Annotated in this window: 11 protein-coding genes and 5 tRNA genes; 15 read left to right on the top strand and 1 reads right to left on the bottom strand. The window is 70.1% G+C overall.

Annotated features, from left to right (window positions below):
• Nucleotides 1–82 precede the first annotated feature (82 nt).
• The 15 genes from E0L17_RS02530 (at nucleotide 83) to E0L17_RS02460 (ending at nucleotide 12268) form a co-directional block, all read left to right on the top strand.
• Nucleotides 83–1273 carry a phosphoglycerate kinase gene (locus E0L17_RS02530; RefSeq protein ID WP_167929704.1) on the top strand — a complete coding sequence of 397 codons (1191 nt, stop codon included), beginning with the start codon at nucleotides 83–85 and terminating at the stop codon, nucleotides 1271–1273.
• Nucleotides 1266–2033, top strand: coding sequence for a triose-phosphate isomerase (gene tpiA / locus E0L17_RS02525; RefSeq protein WP_167929703.1), 768 nt, complete (start codon nucleotides 1266–1268; stop codon nucleotides 2031–2033). The genes E0L17_RS02530 and tpiA overlap by 8 nt, the downstream gene beginning before the upstream one ends.
• 104 nt (nucleotides 2034–2137) lie before the next feature.
• Nucleotides 2138–2389: a preprotein translocase subunit SecG gene (gene secG, locus E0L17_RS02520; protein WP_075279900.1), complete on the top strand. Its 252-nt coding sequence runs from the start codon at nucleotides 2138–2140 to the stop codon at nucleotides 2387–2389.
• A gap of 341 nt (nucleotides 2390–2730) precedes the next feature.
• Nucleotides 2731–2821, top strand: a tRNA-Leu gene (locus E0L17_RS02515).
• Nucleotides 2822–2921: 100 nt separating this feature from the next.
• Nucleotides 2922–5210 (top strand): SpoIIE family protein phosphatase, encoded by a 2289-nt coding sequence (locus E0L17_RS02510; RefSeq protein WP_167929702.1) that lies wholly within the window; start codon nucleotides 2922–2924, stop codon nucleotides 5208–5210.
• Nucleotides 5211–5239: 29 nt separating this feature from the next.
• Nucleotides 5240–6013 (top strand): anti-sigma factor antagonist, encoded by a 774-nt coding sequence (locus E0L17_RS02505; protein ID WP_167929701.1) that lies wholly within the window; start codon nucleotides 5240–5242, stop codon nucleotides 6011–6013.
• A 101-nt stretch (nucleotides 6014–6114) separates the two neighbouring features.
• Nucleotides 6115–6190: transfer RNA gene (locus E0L17_RS02500), tRNA-Gly, on the top strand.
• 41 nt (nucleotides 6191–6231) lie between these two features.
• Nucleotides 6232–6305 (top strand) — tRNA-Cys (locus E0L17_RS02495).
• Between the two features lie 152 nt (nucleotides 6306–6457).
• A tRNA-Gly gene (locus tag E0L17_RS02490) sits at nucleotides 6458–6533 on the top strand.
• A gap of 81 nt (nucleotides 6534–6614) precedes the next feature.
• Nucleotides 6615–7595 (top strand): putative ABC transporter permease, encoded by a 981-nt coding sequence (locus E0L17_RS02485; RefSeq protein ID WP_167929700.1) that lies wholly within the window; start codon nucleotides 6615–6617, stop codon nucleotides 7593–7595.
• Nucleotides 7592–8827: a cysteine desulfurase family protein gene (locus tag E0L17_RS02480; RefSeq protein ID WP_167929699.1), complete on the top strand. Its 1236-nt coding sequence runs from the start codon at nucleotides 7592–7594 to the stop codon at nucleotides 8825–8827. The genes E0L17_RS02485 and E0L17_RS02480 overlap by 4 nt, the downstream gene beginning before the upstream one ends.
• Nucleotides 8827–9906 carry a tRNA 2-thiouridine(34) synthase MnmA gene (gene mnmA / locus E0L17_RS02475; RefSeq protein ID WP_167929698.1) on the top strand — a complete coding sequence of 360 codons (1080 nt, stop codon included), beginning with the start codon at nucleotides 8827–8829 and terminating at the stop codon, nucleotides 9904–9906. The genes E0L17_RS02480 and mnmA overlap by 1 nt, the downstream gene beginning before the upstream one ends.
• A gap of 43 nt (nucleotides 9907–9949) precedes the next feature.
• Nucleotides 9950–10429, top strand: a complete 480-nt coding sequence (locus tag E0L17_RS02470; RefSeq protein WP_167929697.1) for a YbaK/EbsC family protein — start codon at nucleotides 9950–9952, stop codon at nucleotides 10427–10429.
• Between the two features lie 123 nt (nucleotides 10430–10552).
• Nucleotides 10553–12043, top strand: coding sequence for a lysylphosphatidylglycerol synthase transmembrane domain-containing protein (locus tag E0L17_RS02465; protein WP_353652937.1), 1491 nt, complete (start codon nucleotides 10553–10555; stop codon nucleotides 12041–12043).
• A gap of 150 nt (nucleotides 12044–12193) precedes the next feature.
• Nucleotides 12194–12268 (top strand) — tRNA-Val (locus tag E0L17_RS02460).
• 402 nt (nucleotides 12269–12670) lie between these two features.
• Here E0L17_RS02460 and E0L17_RS02455 read toward each other — a convergent pair.
• Nucleotides 12671–14785 carry an LTA synthase family protein gene (locus E0L17_RS02455; protein ID WP_167929696.1) on the bottom strand — a complete coding sequence of 705 codons (2115 nt, stop codon included), beginning with the start codon at nucleotides 14783–14785 and terminating at the stop codon, nucleotides 12671–12673.
• Nucleotides 14786–14926 lie beyond the last annotated feature (141 nt).

The raw sequence follows: 14926 nt of genomic DNA, 5'->3' as shown, positions 1-14926 counted from the left end.
CGGCTTTTCGCAGGGGTGCGGTCGCAGCTCACGGGGCCGCGGCCGCGCCCCTTTCTCGTAGGAACCAGACAAAGGAGTGAGCATGGCCTTCACCAAGAAGACCGTCCGCGACGCCGACGTCGCGGGCAAGCGCGTCCTCATGCGCGTTGACTTCAACGTCCCCCTGAAGGACGGCGTCGTCACGGACGACACCCGCGTCCGCGCCGCCATCCCCACGATCGAGTACCTCAAGGACAAGGGCGCCAAGATCATCCTCATGAGCCACCTCGGCCGCCCCAAGGGCGACGGCCCCGAGCCCGCGTTCTCCCTGAAGCCGGCCGCCGACAAGCTCGCCGAGCTCACCGGCTATGACGTGAAGTTCGTCGACGACACCTACGGCGAGAAGGCCAAGGCCGCCGTCGACGCCCTCCAGGACGGCGAGATTCTCGTCCTCGAGAACGTCCGCTTTGACAAGCGCGAGAAGAAGAACGACCCCGAGATCGCCAAGACCCTCGCCTCCTACGGCGACATCTTCGTGCTTGACGCCTTCGGCACCGCGCACCGCGCCCAGGGCTCCGTGGTCGGCCCCGCCGCCTATCTCCCCGCCTACGCCGGCTTCCTGCTCGAGAAGGAGGTCGACACCCTGACCTCCATCTTCGCCGAGCCCGAGCGCCCCTTCGTCGCCATCGTCGGCGGCTCCAAGGTGTCCTCCAAGATCGGTGTCCTCGATCACCTGATCGACTCCGCCGACACCCTCATCATCGGTGGCGGCATGGCCTACACCTTCTTCCTCGCCCAGGGCATGTCCGTCGGCATGTCCCTCAAGGAGGAGGACTGGGTCGAGCGCGCCGGCGAGATGCTGAAGAAGGCCGAGGAGAAGGGCGTCAAGATCCTTCTCCCGATCGACAACCGCGTCGCCGACCACTTCGGCGAGGACGCCGTGCCGGAGGTCGTCGCCTCCGACGCCATCCCCGACGACCGCGAGGGCATGGACATCGGCCCCGAGACCGAGAAGCTCTACGCCGACGCCGTCAAGGCCGCCAAGACCGTCTTCTGGAACGGCCCGATGGGCGTCTTCGAGTTCGACAACTTCGCCCACGGCACCGAGGCCGTCGCCCGCGCCATCGCGGACTCCGACTGCACCTCGATCATCGGCGGCGGCGACTCCGTCGCTGCCATCAACAAGTTCGGCCTGGCCGACAAGATGAGCTGGATCTCCACCGGCGGTGGCGCTTCCATGGAGCTCGTCGAGGGCAAGGCCCTTCCTGGAGTGGAGGCGCTTCTCGATGCGTAAGAGGATGATCGCTGGCAACTGGAAGATGAACAAGACCTACAGCGAGGGCGTCGTCCTCGCCCAGGGCCTTGCCGACGAGCTCAAGGACGGCACCGGCGACGTCGACGTCGTCGTCTGCCCGCCCGCCGTCGACCTCAAGGGCGTCTCCGAGGTCATCGAGCAGACGTCCGCCCCGTTCGCCCTCGGCGGCCAGAACGTCTACTGGGAGGAGTCCGGCGCCTACACCGGCGAGACCGCTCCCAACATGCTCGAGGCCGTGGGCGCCACCTACTGCATCATCGGCCACTCCGAGCGCCGCGACTACTTCGGCGAGACGGACGAGGACGTGAACAAGAAGGCCAAGGCCCTCATGGCCCACGGCATCGTGCCCATCTCCTGCTGCGGCGAGTCCCTCGAGGTCCGCGAGGCCGGCAAGCACGTCGAGTTCGTCGTCGACCAGATCAAGAAGGACACCGAGGGCCTGGAGATCTCCGACCCCTCCAAGTACGTGATCGCCTACGAGCCCATCTGGGCCATCGGAACCGGCAAGACCGCCACGGCCGACGACGCCCAGGAGGTCTGCGGCGCCATCCGCGCCACCCTCGTCGAGGTCTTCGGCGAGGAGGTCGCCCAGGGCATCCGCGTCCTCTACGGCGGCTCCGCCAAGCCCGAGAACATCGCCGGCTTCCTCGAGAAGGAGGACGTCGACGGCGCGCTCGTCGGCGGCGCCTCCCTCAAGGCCGACAGCTTCGCGGCCATGGTCAAGAGCGCGATGGCGTAGGCCACGTTCTTCTCGACAGATGTGGAGTCTGGGGCCCGGACCTCGTCCGGGCCCCTTTGTGTTACCATGACCAGTTGTTATGCATCTGTCCTGAAGGAGCCTCAGTGAACCCGCTCAACATCATCCTGACCGTTCTGCTGTTCCTCTCCGGAGCCCTCACCGTCATCCTCGTCCTCATGCACTCAGGCAAGGGCACGGGCGTCTCCGACATGATCGCCTCCTCGCTCTACAACTCCGGCACCGGCTCGGGCGTTCTCGAGAAGAACCTCAACCGCCTGACGGTCATCACCGCGACCGTCTTCATCGTGAGCATTCTCGTGATGGCGCTCACGTTCCCCACGGGCACGCTCGGCTAGTCCTTCTCGCACGAAATAGGGAGCACCTCTCGGCGGCGGCCTTCGGGTCGCCGCCTTTTTTCGTGCGACGGAGCCCGGGGCCACGCCGTCGGGCAGTGCGTTCCGCAAGTGCGGCCGCACTCGCGGCGGAAACGCGTTGAGTGCGGACGCTTGGGCGAGAAGGACCCGCGAGTGCGTCCATCGACGCCCCCCTCAGGCCGCACTCGCGGAGGGCACTCGCGAGTGCGGCCTGAGGGGGTCCCGGCCCATGCCGATCCCGCTCCGAAAATAATCTCAGATTGGGGCTTGCATCGTCGGGGGGACTCGTGCATACTATCCCTTGCGCGAAAGCGCAGTGACAAGTCGGAGTGGCGGAATTGGCAGACGCGCTAGCTTGAGGTGCTAGTGACTGACTAAAAGGTCGTGCGGGTTCAAGTCCCGCCTCCGACACCACGAAGGTGCACGGGCCCCGAAAGGGGCCCGTTTTCGTATGCGGCCGTGCGTCGCTCCCGCGTGCTACGCTAATGCGGAGAGTCGTGACGGAGGGGGTCTCATGGCCAGGGGCGAGCTCAGCACAACGCGCGTCGGGGGGATCGGCGAGGGGAGCCTCGTCGGCGCCCTCTCGAAGCTCCTCCAGCTCACGTGCGAGGCCGTGCTCGTCTTTGACGGCTCCGGAAGGGTCCTTCTTGCCAACGACGAGGCCGTGGAGCTCCTCGGGGCCGGGGAGGGGCTCGTGGGGGTCGACGTGCGCACGCTCGTCGAGCGGGAGGGGAGGCCGGCCGCCGAGGGCCCCTTCGAGGTCGGCGCGCTCGGCATCCCGGCGGACGGCTCGGTGGCGCTCGCCTCGCTCAGGTCGGCGGACGGCAGGCCGCACGCCGTGCGCGTGCGCTGCGACGCCGTGCGGGCGCCGGGGGAGACCTACCTGCTCGTCGCCATGCCCGTGGACGCCGACGCCCTCGCCGACCGCGAGGGGGCCCGCGCGATGGCGGACCTCCGCCGCGCCAACCACCGCCTCTCGGGCACGCTCAACATCGTGCTCGACACGATCGACTCCGGGGACATCGCCACCCTCTTCGAGCGCACGCTCGAGGAGCTCACCGACACCATGGAGGCGGACGGCACGCTCGTGTACCTCTCGGAGGCGGACGGCTTCCACCTGCGCGGCATCTCGAGCGGGCTGCACGGCGAGCGCCTCGCCCGCTTCATGCCGTTCGGCCGGAGCGTGGAGCGGCTCGCCATCCGCGAGGGGAGGGCGGTGCGCCTGCGCGTGTGCGCCCCCTCCAACGCCTCGCTGCGCCAGGGCAGGCTCACGAAGCGCGACGTGCTGAACGAGGAGACGGGCGAGGTGCTCCGGATGCGGGTCGACACCGTGCCGCCCTTCACGAGCTTCATCGTGGTGCCCGTGTGGTTCGGCGGCAGGGTCATCTCGATCATCGAGGTGGGGTGGCGTCGCCTGCACCCGCTGCTCAAGGATGACGCGCGCCTGCTCGACTCGGTGGCCCGCTACCTCTCCATCCAGCTCGCGGGAGCCTTCGCCACGCTGCGGGCGCGCCGGGCGGACCGGCTCGCCTCGCTCGCGACCGAGCTCCGCGAGGAGCTGCTCACGTCGGCCTCCGAGGGCACGGGCGAGGGCGCGCTCGGCCGCATCCACGACGTCTTCGCCGAGGCGGGAGACGAGCTCGACGCCGCGGTGGTGACGGTGCGCGAGAACGACCGCCAGCACGTCGTGATGGCGGACCTGCCGCTCACGGGCTCGCGCGAGCTCCCCGTCGACCTCGACGCCCTCGCCGAGCCCTATCGCGCTGGGGACGTCGCCGTGGTGCCGGTGCGCCCCGACTCCGAGCTCTTCTCGCTGCTGCGCGACATGGGGGAGCCGTGCGTCGGGGCCCTCGTCGACCTCGGCGAGCTCTCGGGCGTGCGGAGGTGCCTGCTCGTGCTCCGCCCGGACGGCGCGGAGCCCCTCGACGAGACCGAGCTCGACTTCCTCGCGGGCCTCGCCGCCGACGCCCGCGACATCGCCCGGGGGGAGGAGGCGCGCGAGCAGGACAAGCGCATCTCGCAGGCGCTCCAGACCGGCATGAGAAACGAGCTCCAGTCGGTCGAGGGCCTCACCTCGCAGGCCGTCTACTCCTCCGCGACCAAGGCGGCCTCGGTCGGCGGCGACTTTTACGACCTCATCCGCCTCCCGGGGCACCGCGCCTGCGTCATCATGGGCGACGTCTCGGGCAAGGGGGTCGAGGCCGCCTCGGTCTCCGCCGCGGTCAAGACCGCGCTCGGCGCCTACGCGTGGGAGGGCCTCGCGCCTGCGCGGATGGTGCGCTCGCTGAACGAGTTCCTGCTCGGCTTCTCGCGCCTCGAGACCTTCGCCACGCTCTTCGTGGGCATCGTGGACCTCGACGAGGCGACGATCAGGTACTGCTCGGCCGGCCATCCCCCCGCCGTGCTCGTGCACGCGGGCGCGGACGAGATCTCGATCCTCGACGTGCAGTCCGGCGTGGTGGGCGCGTTCCATGACATCAACTACCAGGACGGTCTCGTCGACCTCGTCCCCGGGGACGTCCTTCTGCTCTACACCGACGGCACGACGGAGGCGCGCGACCCGCGGGGGGCCTTCTTCGGCGAGGACGGGCTGCGCGAGGCCGTCATGCGCGAGTCCTCTCCCGAGAAGCCCTACGACGGCTTCGTGGCCCGCCTGCTCGCGGACCTCGAGGGGTTCACGGGCCAGAACCTGGAGGACGACGTCGCGATGCTCGCGCTTCGCTTCGACGGGCTCGGCGCGCGCGCCGGGTCGGCCTCGCCTCGGGAGGGCGCTTCTGCCGACCGCTCGGGCGCGGGGCGTTAGGACGCGTCCGAGCGGGGAATAATCCCGGCATGGGTGCTCCTGTGGACATAGCCGTCTTCAACGTGGAGGGCGACCTTGACGTGAGGTCGGTCCCTGCCGCGCGCCGCCGCCTCGACGCCCTCGTCGCCCAGGGCACGAGGCGCATCTTCATGAACATGGGCGACGTCAGCTACGTCGACTCGGCGGGGATGGGCTTCATCCTGGGCGAGCTGCGGCGCATTCGCCGCATGGGCGGCCTGCTCTCGCTCTCCAACGTCTCGCCCCAGCTCTATCGCGCGCTCAGCCTCATGAGGATCGTCGAGTTCATGCCCGTCTCGCGCGCGGGCGCGCGCCGCGAGGTCGCGGCGCTCGACCCGTCGGTGCTGCCGCGATGGCGCACGACCTTCCGCGTGGGCCCCGACGAGCTCTCCGCCGCCCGCGAGCGCCTCGGCGAGCTCCTCTCGCGCCTCCCACTCACGGGAGACTCCCTCTTCGACATGAGGCTCGCCTGCGGGGAGGCGCTCGGCAACGCGGTCGACCACACCTGCGCCGACGGGGTGCTCGCCACGGTCGCGGCCTACCCGGACCGCGTGTGCGTGGAGGTGAGCGACTGCGGCTGCGGCTTCGAGCTGTCGGACGGGGACGAGCCTCCCGAGGCCGCCCCCGAGGACGAGCGCGGGCGCGGCATACGGCTCATGCGGATGCTCGCCGACTCCGTGAGCATCACGCGCAAGCGGACGGGGGAGGGGACGGTCGTTCGGCTCGTCAAGCTGCTCGACTCCTCGGGCTCCTCGCCTGAGGGCGCGCCGCCCCTCGCGGGGTGACCCGCCGGCTGTGACGACCATAGGGTTCACAGTTCCTCCATGAATTGAAATCTAACCCCTTGCGTCAGCTGGCCCGGCCCCGTATAGTAATCCCTGCGCTTGCGGGCTTAGCGCAGTTGGTAGCGCGCCACCTTGCCAAGGTGGAGGTCGCGGGTTCGAACCCCGTAGCCCGCTCCATGCGAGCTCAGAAGGCCGGTCTTGATCGGCCTTTTTCATACGGCGAAGTGGCCAAGTGGTAAGGCACGGGCCTGCAAAGCCCTGACCCCCGGTTCGAATCCGGGCTTCGCCTCCAGGACGTGACGGGCACCCCTCGGGGTGCCCTTTTTTTGCGTGCGAGCCGCCCGTCCTTCTCGCCCGCGTGGCGAGAAGGACGGGCGGCGGAAAACTTTTCCAAGACGGGCCTTGCAATCTACGGGGAGAAGCCATATCATTACTCCTTGCGTCGCGGGCTTAGCGCAGTTGGTAGCGCGCCACCTTGCCAAGGTGGAGGTCGCGGGTTCGAACCCCGTAGCCCGCTCCATGGGTATGAGAGGGCCGGTCATGTGACCGGCCCTTTTGCTATCCTGTTCACTCGGACGCCTGAGCCTGAGGGGACCTCTGCATGCTCTTCACCATCGCGCTTCTCATCTTCCTGTTCGCCGTCGCCCAGGGCTTCGTGCGGACGGTCGTGTACTTCTGGGAGTGGCTGTCGCGCGGCCGCAGGCTGGGCGACGAGGAGGTCGAGCTCGCCGAGGAGGCGCTCGAGGAGTCCGAGGACGCGCTCGAGCGCGAGCTTGCCCGGGCGTCCCGCCAGCGCGGGCTCGGCCGCGTCTTCGCGCGGTGGCGCGCCTCCGGCGCCGCGGTCGACGAGTACCTCGACCACCTGCAGCTCGGCTGGTACCAGATCATCTTCATCTTCTTCGTGGGCAGCATGGCGGGCCTGCTCATCGAGGAGGTCTTCATGCTCCTCACGGCAGGCCTCACCGAGAGCCGCGTGGGGCTCGTGTGGGGGCCCTTCTCGCCGCTCTACGGGGTGGGGGCGGTCCTGCTCACCGCGCTCTGCTTCCACATGCGCCGTCGCGGGGCGCGCGCGTGGCAGGTGTTTCTCGTCTCCGCGCTCGTGGGCGGCGTGCTCGAGCAGCTGACCGGCTGGGCCATGTCCGAGCTCTTCGACGCCGAGTCCTGGACGTACCTCCACCTGCCCGACCACATCACGCAGTGGGTGGCGTGGCGCTTCGTCGCCATGTGGGGCCTGCTCGGGCTCGTGTGGTCGCGCGCCGTCATGCCCCGCCTGCTCTACCAGATCGGCATGCCCGTCGCGCGCCGGCAGGTGGTGTTCGTCGCGCTCGTGGCGGTCTACCTCGTCGCCGACATCGCGATGACGCTCGTGTGCTTCGACCGCAAGACGGAGCGTGACGCCGGCGTGCCGCCTGCCAACGCCTTCGAGCAGTGGGTGGACACCAACTACTCGGACGAGTTCATCTCGGCGCGCTTCCAGAACCTCAAGATCGGCGGCGAGCGCGACCTCGTGGACGAGGACGGCAACCTGGTGCTCGACGAGGACGGCAACACCATGACCGAGGCGGAGGGGAGCGCCCGATGACGCCAGGACCAAACGAGCGCGGCCCCGTGCGTGGCGCCTATCTCGACTACGCGGCGGCGACGCCGCTCGACCCCGAGGTGCTCGAGGCCATGGCGCCCTACCTCACGGGGCGCTTCTACAACCCGTCTGCGCCCTATGAGCTCGCGCGCGGGGTGCGCGACGACGTCGAGCGTGCCCGCGGCGCCGTGGCGCGCCTCATCGGGGCGCGCCCCGACAACCTCGTCTTCACGGCGGGCGCGACGGAGGCCAACAACCTCGCGTTCGCGGCGGTCGAGGGGCACGTGGTCGTGGACGCAATCGAGCACGAGAGCGTGCTCGCCTGCGCCGGGACCCACGCGCGCCGCACCGTGCGCGTGGGGCGCGACGGCCTCGTGGACCCCTCCGCCGTCGCGCGCGCGATCAGGCCGGACACCGAGCTCGTCTCGATAGAGCTCGCGAACGGGGAGATCGGCTGCGTGCAGCCGGTGCGCGACATCTCCCGCGTCGTGGCCGACGAGCGCGCGCGACGCCTCGAGGCCGGCGAGCGAACGCCCATCTACCTGCACACCGACGCGTCCCAGGCGGCGGGGTGCCTCTCGGTCAACGTGAGCTCGCTCGGCGTCGACCTGCTCACGCTCTCCGCGGCGAAGATCTATGGCCCCAAGCAGGTGGGCGCGCTCTGGGCCGCGGACGACGTCCGGCTGCGCCCGCTCGTCTACGGGGGCGGGCAGGAGGGCGGCGTGCGCTCCGGCACGGAGAACGTCGCGGGCGTCGTGGGCCTCGCGCGGGCGATGGAGCTCGCCTGCGAGCGCCGAGCGCAGGAGGCGCGCCGCCTCGCCGCCCTGCGCGAGCGGCTGCGCGCGGGCCTGCTCGAGCGCCTGCCGTGGACGGTGGTCTCCGGCCCGCGCAGCCCCAAGAGGCGCCTGCCGGGCCTCCTGCACGTGGCCTTCGCGGGCATCGAGGCGCGCCGCCTCGTGATCGCCCTCGAGCGGGAGGGCGTCTCGGTGGGAACGGGCTCGGCGTGCGCCGCGAGCCGCATGCGCGTCTCGCACGTGCTCGAGGCCATCGGGATGCCGCGGCCGCTCGCCGAGGGGAGCCTGCGCCTGACGCTCGGCCTCCCCACCACGGAGGGCGAGGTCGACTACGCCGTGCTCGCCATCGAGCGCGCGGTGCGCTCGGAGATGGCCCGCCTCGGGCTTGAAGACGCCGGCCAGGCCGCTCGCGCGGCCGAGCTCGTGGCGGGGTGGCGCTGATGGGGCGCGCGCTCCCGGCGCCCGGGCCCGGCACCCGCGTCTGCTGCGGCCTCTCCGGCGGCGTCGACTCCGCGCTCGCCGCGGCGCTGCTCGTGGAGGCCGGCTACGACGTCACGGCCGTCTACATGCGCAACTGGTCGCGCGACCTGCCCGGCTTCAGGTGCCCCTGGGCCCAGGAGCTCGCCGACGCGGAGCGCGTGGCGGTGACGCTGGGGATCGACCTCGAGGTCTGGGACTGCGAGGCCGAGTACAGGGCCACCGTGGTGGACTACCTCGTGGACGCCTACGCGCACGGCCGCACGCCCAACCCGGACGTCATGTGCAACCAGACGATCAAGTTCGGGACGTTCCTCGAGCGCGCCCTCGCCGAGGGCGCCGACTTCGTCGCCACCGGGCACTACGGCCGCGTTGAGCGCGGCGAGGACGGCCGCGTGCGCCTGCTGCGCGCGCTCGACGAGCACAAGGACCAGACGTACTTCCTGTGGCGCGTGGGGGAGGAGGCCCTCGCGCGCACGCTGCTCCCCGTTGGCGAGATTCGCGACAAGGCCGAGGTGCGCCGCATGTGCGCCGAGCGCGGCCTGGGGGTGGAGAACAAGCCGGACTCAGACGGCATCTGCTTCGTGGGTCCGGTGGGCATCCGCACGTTCCTGCTCGACGCGCTGGAGCGGCGCGCCGGGGACGTGGTGGAGTGGGAGACCGGGCGCGTGCTCGGCCGCCACGACGGGGCGTTCCTCTTCACCGTGGGGCAGCGGCGCGGGCTCGACCTCGGGGGCGGGCCGGCCCGCTACGTGGTGGGCACGGACGTCGAGAAGAACGTGGTGTACGTGACGGCGGACCACGACAGCCCGGCGCTCTTCTGCCGCGAGATCGAGCTCGACGACGTCCGCTGGATCTCCGGCGAGCGCCCCGCCCCGGGGCGCTACCTCGTGCGCACGCGCCACACGGGCGAGCTTCGCGAGGCGGAGCTCGCGGGCGACGTGTTGCGCTTCGAAGAACCGGTGCGCCGCGTGGCCCCCGGCCAGTCCGCGGTGCTCTACGATGGTCTTCGCTGCCTCGGCGGCGGCATCGTGCGGAAGTGAGACAAAGGGGACAGGTTCGTTTGTCTCACTCGGAGGGGGAGCCATGTCCATAGAGAGGGCCCGCGCGCATCTCGCGCAGTTCGGCGCCGAGGGGCGCATCCGGGAGTTCGAGGAGTCGAGCGCCACGGTCGAGCTCGCCGCGGCGGCGGTGGGCACGGAGCCCGCGCGCATCGCCAAGACGCTCAGCTTCATGGTGGGGGAGACGCCCACGCTCATCCTCTTCGCGGGGGACGCCCGCGTCAACAACCAGGCGTTCAAGGCCGCGTTCCACACCAAGCCCAAGATGCTCTCGCGCGACCAGGCCGCAGAGCTCGTCGGGCACGAGGTGGGCGGCGTGTGCCCCTTCGGCGTTGAGCCGGGCGTCGACGTGTTCCTCGACGAGTCGCTCAGGCGCTTCGAGACCGTGTGGCCCGCGGCCGGCAGCTCAAACTCCGCCATCGAGCTCACGCTCGACGAGCTCGAGCGCTTCTCTGGCGCACGCGGCTGGGTCGACGTCGCGAAGGGCTGGCGCGAGGGGGAGTAGGTCGACGCGGCGCGTAGCAGTTCTCTGTTGTCTGCCGCCCGCCGGCCGGCGAGCGGTCGTCCTTCTCGCCGCCGCGTTACACTAGACTGACGAACCGTCCGCCGGCCCGTGGGGAGCTTCCGAGTGGCAGAAGATCAGAACAACGCCGAGACCGCGCGCGTGCCGGCCCCCGCGGCCGAGCCCAAGGCGGCCCCGACCTCGGTCCCCAAGGGCGCGAAGGGGGCGGCCAAGCGGGTCTCCATGAAGGTCTCGGCCGTTCGCACCGTGGCGGCGGAGGACCGCGAGGCGGACAAGAAGTCGCTGGGCCAGGTCCGAAAGACCGTCGTCTTCCTGGGCTTCGTCGCCATCGCGTACGCGCTCTACCTCGTCCTCAGCGGGCAGGTCGACGAGTTCGTGACGTCTCTCGCGGGTGTGGACCTCGCCTGGATCGCGGCGGGCGTGGCCTGCTTCATGTTCTACTACGTCTTCGGCGTGCTCGCCTACGTCCTCTCCATCATCGCCGACCCGGACAACCCCGTGGGCATCCGCGACCTCATGAGCGTCGAGGCCTCCGGCGTCTTCTTCATGCGCCTCACGCCCAACAGCGCGGGCGCCCCTCCGGCCCAGATCTATCGCCTCACGCGCGCCGGCCTCTCGGTCGGCGAGGCGAGCGCCCTCAACTTCACGCGCACCGTGCTCTACGAGGCGGGCGAGGGCGTCTTCGCCGCCATCATGCTCCTCTTCTGCGGCACCTACTTCTACGAGACCTTCGGCGACGTCACCCTCATCGGCGTCTTCCTCTTCGGCTTCAAGGTGGTGCAGGTCGGCGCGATGCTCTTCCTGTGCCTGTTCCCCAAGCCGGTGGTGGCCATCGGCAACTGGGCGCTGCGCTTCGCCAACCGCCGCGGCTGGCTCAAGGACGAGAAGTACGAGCAGTGGTACGAGATGGTCAACACCCAGGTGGTCAAGTTCTCGGCCGCCTTCAAGCGCTCCGCCAGGAACGTGCGCGAGATGCTGCTCACGATGCTCGTGACGCTCCTTCAGCTCGGCTGCATGTACGCGCTGCCGTGGTTCGTTCTGCGCTCCTTCGGCGAGCCGGCGGACTTCCTGATCTGCCTCGCCTCGGGCTCGATGCTCGAGCTCCTCATCAATGCCGTGCCGCTCCCGGGCGGCGCGGGCGGCGCCGAGGTGGGCTTCGCCATCCTCTTCCAGGGGATGTACGGGGTGCACACCACGGCCGGCTTCGTCATCTGGCGTGCCGTCGAGTACCTGCTCCCGGTCCTCATCGCCGCCCCGTGCATGGGCATGCGCTCCACGAGCGGCGAGTCCATCAACCGGCGCTGGACGCGCGCCTGGAAGCGCCTCCGCGGGTTCGTGGGCGGCAAGCCGGGTGCGGGCGGCAAGCGCGCGGCGCGCGGCGGCGTCACCGTGAGGCCGGGCGCCAAGAAGGCCGTCGTCTCCGGCGGGCCCTCGGCCGCCGCGGCGTCCGACATAGAGGCACGCATCGCCGCCGGCAAGGCGGCCGCCGCGCGCCGCCGCGCCGCCGAGAAGGGCGACGCCAAGAAGGCCGCTCCCGCGAGCGCGGGCTCCGAGATCACCGTCAAGATCAAGCGCAGGCCGGCGGCGAAGAAGTAGGATCGTCGCATCTCGCATGCGGCTGTCCGGGCGGGGCACGATAGGAACATTCGGCTCAGACGAAAAAAGTCAAAAATGGGGGTTGCGCTCCGGCTGCGTTCCTTGCTAATATATCCCTCGCGCTGCGGTCCCCAGCAGTGCATCACATAAGGGCGTTTAGCTCAGGGGGAGAGCGCTTCCCTGACACGGAAGAGGTCACAAGTTCAAATCTTGTAACGCCCACCAACTCTTCGCAGCTCAGAGCATGTCGGCTCTGAGCTGTTTTCGTATCTGTCCTGAGCGCTTGCCGCGGTAGGGACGTCAGGAGGGGGCGGCTTATTGGGCAACGGGTGCGCCGGGGAAGCGGTCGGATGCTTCTGCGAGGTCGCGATAAGCAGGCGGCATGGCTGTGCGTTGCGGAATCGGGGGTCGTGGCAATTCCCGGTCCCGTGGCGTTGTCGCGTTGGGGGTTGTGGCAGCCGCGGCTTGGCCTCAACTGGGCGTTCTTCTCGCCCCGCTGCGGAATCTGGGGTCGTGGCAGGGCGTATTCTGCCACGACCCCAGATTCCGCAACGCCGCGGTGGCCCGGATTGCCACGACCCCCGATTCGACAACGCCGGCCGACGGCGGTATGGCCGCGCGCCCGCGCTACTCCAGCTTGCTGGCGAACTCCAGGTAGCTCATCTGAGCGAGGTCGTCGTAGACGCTCGGGAGCGCGTCGGTCTCGTCGAGCGGGGTCCACGTGCCGCTCGCGTCGCGCGCGCCGAGCAGGCTCAGGGCGGGCATCTCCTCCCAGGAGACGAGCTGGGCCTTCTGGTAGTCCGTGAGGGGCGCGCCGATCTTCTCGGCGAGAAGGGCCCCCAGGTAGCAGACGCTCGTCGCCTCCTCGTCAAGCCCTCCCGCGCCGGCGATGTCATAGTTGGCCCAGACGAAGTACGTCGTCTCGTGGACCCTGAGGTTGTGGGCCAGCTCGTCGGACTCGTTCGGGTACGCCGCGTCGTTCACGATGGAGGAGAGCGCCGGCTGGTGGTCGCCGAAGAACAGCACGACCACGGGGCGGTCGAGCTCCTCCAGCGCGGAGAGGAGCCCCTCGAGCGCCCGCTCGGACTCGGCGATGCAGCCCAGGTACTCGGAGAGGCGCCCGTTGTCGTAGTCGCTCACGCCGTCGACGTGGTACTGCTCCACGTCTCCGATGTTGTTCTGGTCGTAGCTTGAGTGGTTCTGCATGGTCACGTCGAAGATGAGCTGCGGGCCCGCGTCCTCGTCGAGCAGGCGCAGGATGCGGTCGTAGGTCTCGGCGTCGGACACGCCGCTGTGGTACCACTCCGCGCCGGGGAAGTCGTCGATGGTCAGGAACTCGTCGAAGCCGAGGGCCTCGTAGACGCGGTCGCGGTTCCAGTTGGTGGCGTAGTTGGGGTGCATCGCCGTGGTGCGGTAGCCGAGCTCGGAGAACTGCCTGGCGAGGCTCGGCGCCTCGGAGAGGTCGTAGAGCGAGTACGGGTACTTGCCGTCCCCCACGTAGGCGAGCGGGATGCCCGTGAGGAACTCGAACTCTGAGTTGCAGGTCCCGCCGCCCAGGACGGAGACGGAGAGGTCTCCCGAGAGGACGCGTCCCGGAATCTGGCCCAGGTAGCCGAGCCCCTCGTAGCCCCAGCTTGCCCCGTCCAGGCACGAGAGGTCGGCGAAGGTCTCGTTCATGATGCAGATGACGGTCGGGCGACTCTCGTCGAACTGCGCCGATGCCGCCGAGCGCCCGCCCTCGGTGCCCCGCGTCTCGTCGTACTCCGCGGCGTAGGACGCCTCGAGGGCCTCGGCGGCCGAGGCGGAGTAGCACTCGGGCTCCTCGACGGGCAGGTCCTGGGCCACGGCGACGAAGGACGTGAGGAAGCCCTGCCTGCGGTAGTAGGTGAGCGTGTACCAGTACTCCATGCCCACGCCGAGGTCGTCGAAGTAGCTCGGCAGCGTGGCGCCCGCCCAGAGCGCGACGAAGACGAGGCACGCGGCGGCGAGGTTGGCGGCGGCGGAGCGCGCCCGGCCGGCGCGCCCCTCGGCCGGGACGGGGAGCACGAGCGCGCAGAGCGCGAGCGAGACGAGCAGGCACGAGAGGCCGAGAAGGACCCTGCCGTCGACGGAGTAGACGTAGTTGCCGCTCACGGCGGCGGCGGTCCCCAGCACGAAGAGGTCGTTGGGGAGGATCGCCGAGGCCTTGAAGCCCGCGACGAAGAACTGCGTGAGGCCGATGAACGCGCACGTTCCCACGCCGAGCGCGATGCCCGACCCCCGCCTCTGGAAGAGGAAGTACAGGAACGTGAGCGCGCCCAGGACGAGCAGCGCCTCGATGAGCGCGAACCTCGGCTCCACAGCGATCCCGCCCTCGGCATACGGGAGCTCCATGGCGAGAAACCCGAGCGCCACGCCGGCCGCTATCGCCAGGACGGCGAGAAGGGCGCGCGGCGCCCGGCGGGGGAGGACGGCCGCGGCGGCGCGCACGTCGAGCGCGGCGAGGAGCGTGTCTCGCAGGAGCGCGGTCGCCCCGGCGACGAGCGCCGCCGCGCAGAGGGCGAGAAGCTCCGGCGCGCCGCCCAGGTAGAGGCCGCTCCCGCACCAGACGATCGCGGCGATGAGGGTGAGTGCGGGCACGGCGAGCCAGCAGAAGGCGCTCGGGCGGGGGAGGCCGCCTCTCGCGAGGGAGCGGCGGACGAAGAGCACCGACCCGGCCGTGAGGGCGCAGAGGGCGACGAGCGGGATGAGAGCGAGGGACATCCTGACCCTTTCATGACGCGACGCTTACACGGCCATCATGATACGGCATGCGCCTGTGCGTCCTGTGATGCCGCCAGGCTCTGCTACCATGCTCCCATGGAGACGAACGGGCTCACATACCGCGACTACGCCGCCTTCGCG

This window comes from Olsenella sp. SW781 (assembly GCF_012027725.1).
Classification (GTDB): Bacteria; Actinomycetota; Coriobacteriia; order Coriobacteriales; family Atopobiaceae; genus Thermophilibacter.
The sequence above is the reverse complement of the archived record's forward strand: the minus strand, read 5'-3'. Positions and strand labels throughout refer to the sequence as shown.

What these genes read in the sequence shown, in the direction of transcription:
- E0L17_RS02530 (WP_167929704.1), top strand. Translation starts at nt 83, where the DNA reads ATGGCCTTCACCAAGAAGACCGTCCGCGACGCCGACGTCGCGGGCAAG.
- tpiA (WP_167929703.1), top strand. Translation starts at nt 1,266, where the DNA reads ATGCGTAAGAGGATGATCGCTGGCAACTGGAAGATGAACAAGACCTAC.
- E0L17_RS02510 (WP_167929702.1), top strand. Translation starts at nt 2,922, where the DNA reads ATGGCCAGGGGCGAGCTCAGCACAACGCGCGTCGGGGGGATCGGCGAG.
- E0L17_RS02505 (WP_167929701.1), top strand. Translation starts at nt 5,240, where the DNA reads ATGGGTGCTCCTGTGGACATAGCCGTCTTCAACGTGGAGGGCGACCTT.
- E0L17_RS02485 (WP_167929700.1), top strand. Translation starts at nt 6,615, where the DNA reads ATGCTCTTCACCATCGCGCTTCTCATCTTCCTGTTCGCCGTCGCCCAG.
- E0L17_RS02480 (WP_167929699.1), top strand. Translation starts at nt 7,592, where the DNA reads ATGACGCCAGGACCAAACGAGCGCGGCCCCGTGCGTGGCGCCTATCTC.
- mnmA (WP_167929698.1), top strand. Translation starts at nt 8,827, where the DNA reads ATGGGGCGCGCGCTCCCGGCGCCCGGGCCCGGCACCCGCGTCTGCTGC.
- E0L17_RS02470 (WP_167929697.1), top strand. Translation starts at nt 9,950, where the DNA reads ATGTCCATAGAGAGGGCCCGCGCGCATCTCGCGCAGTTCGGCGCCGAG.
- E0L17_RS02455 (WP_167929696.1), bottom strand. Translation starts at nt 14,785, where the DNA reads ATGTCCCTCGCTCTCATCCCGCTCGTCGCCCTCTGCGCCCTCACGGCC.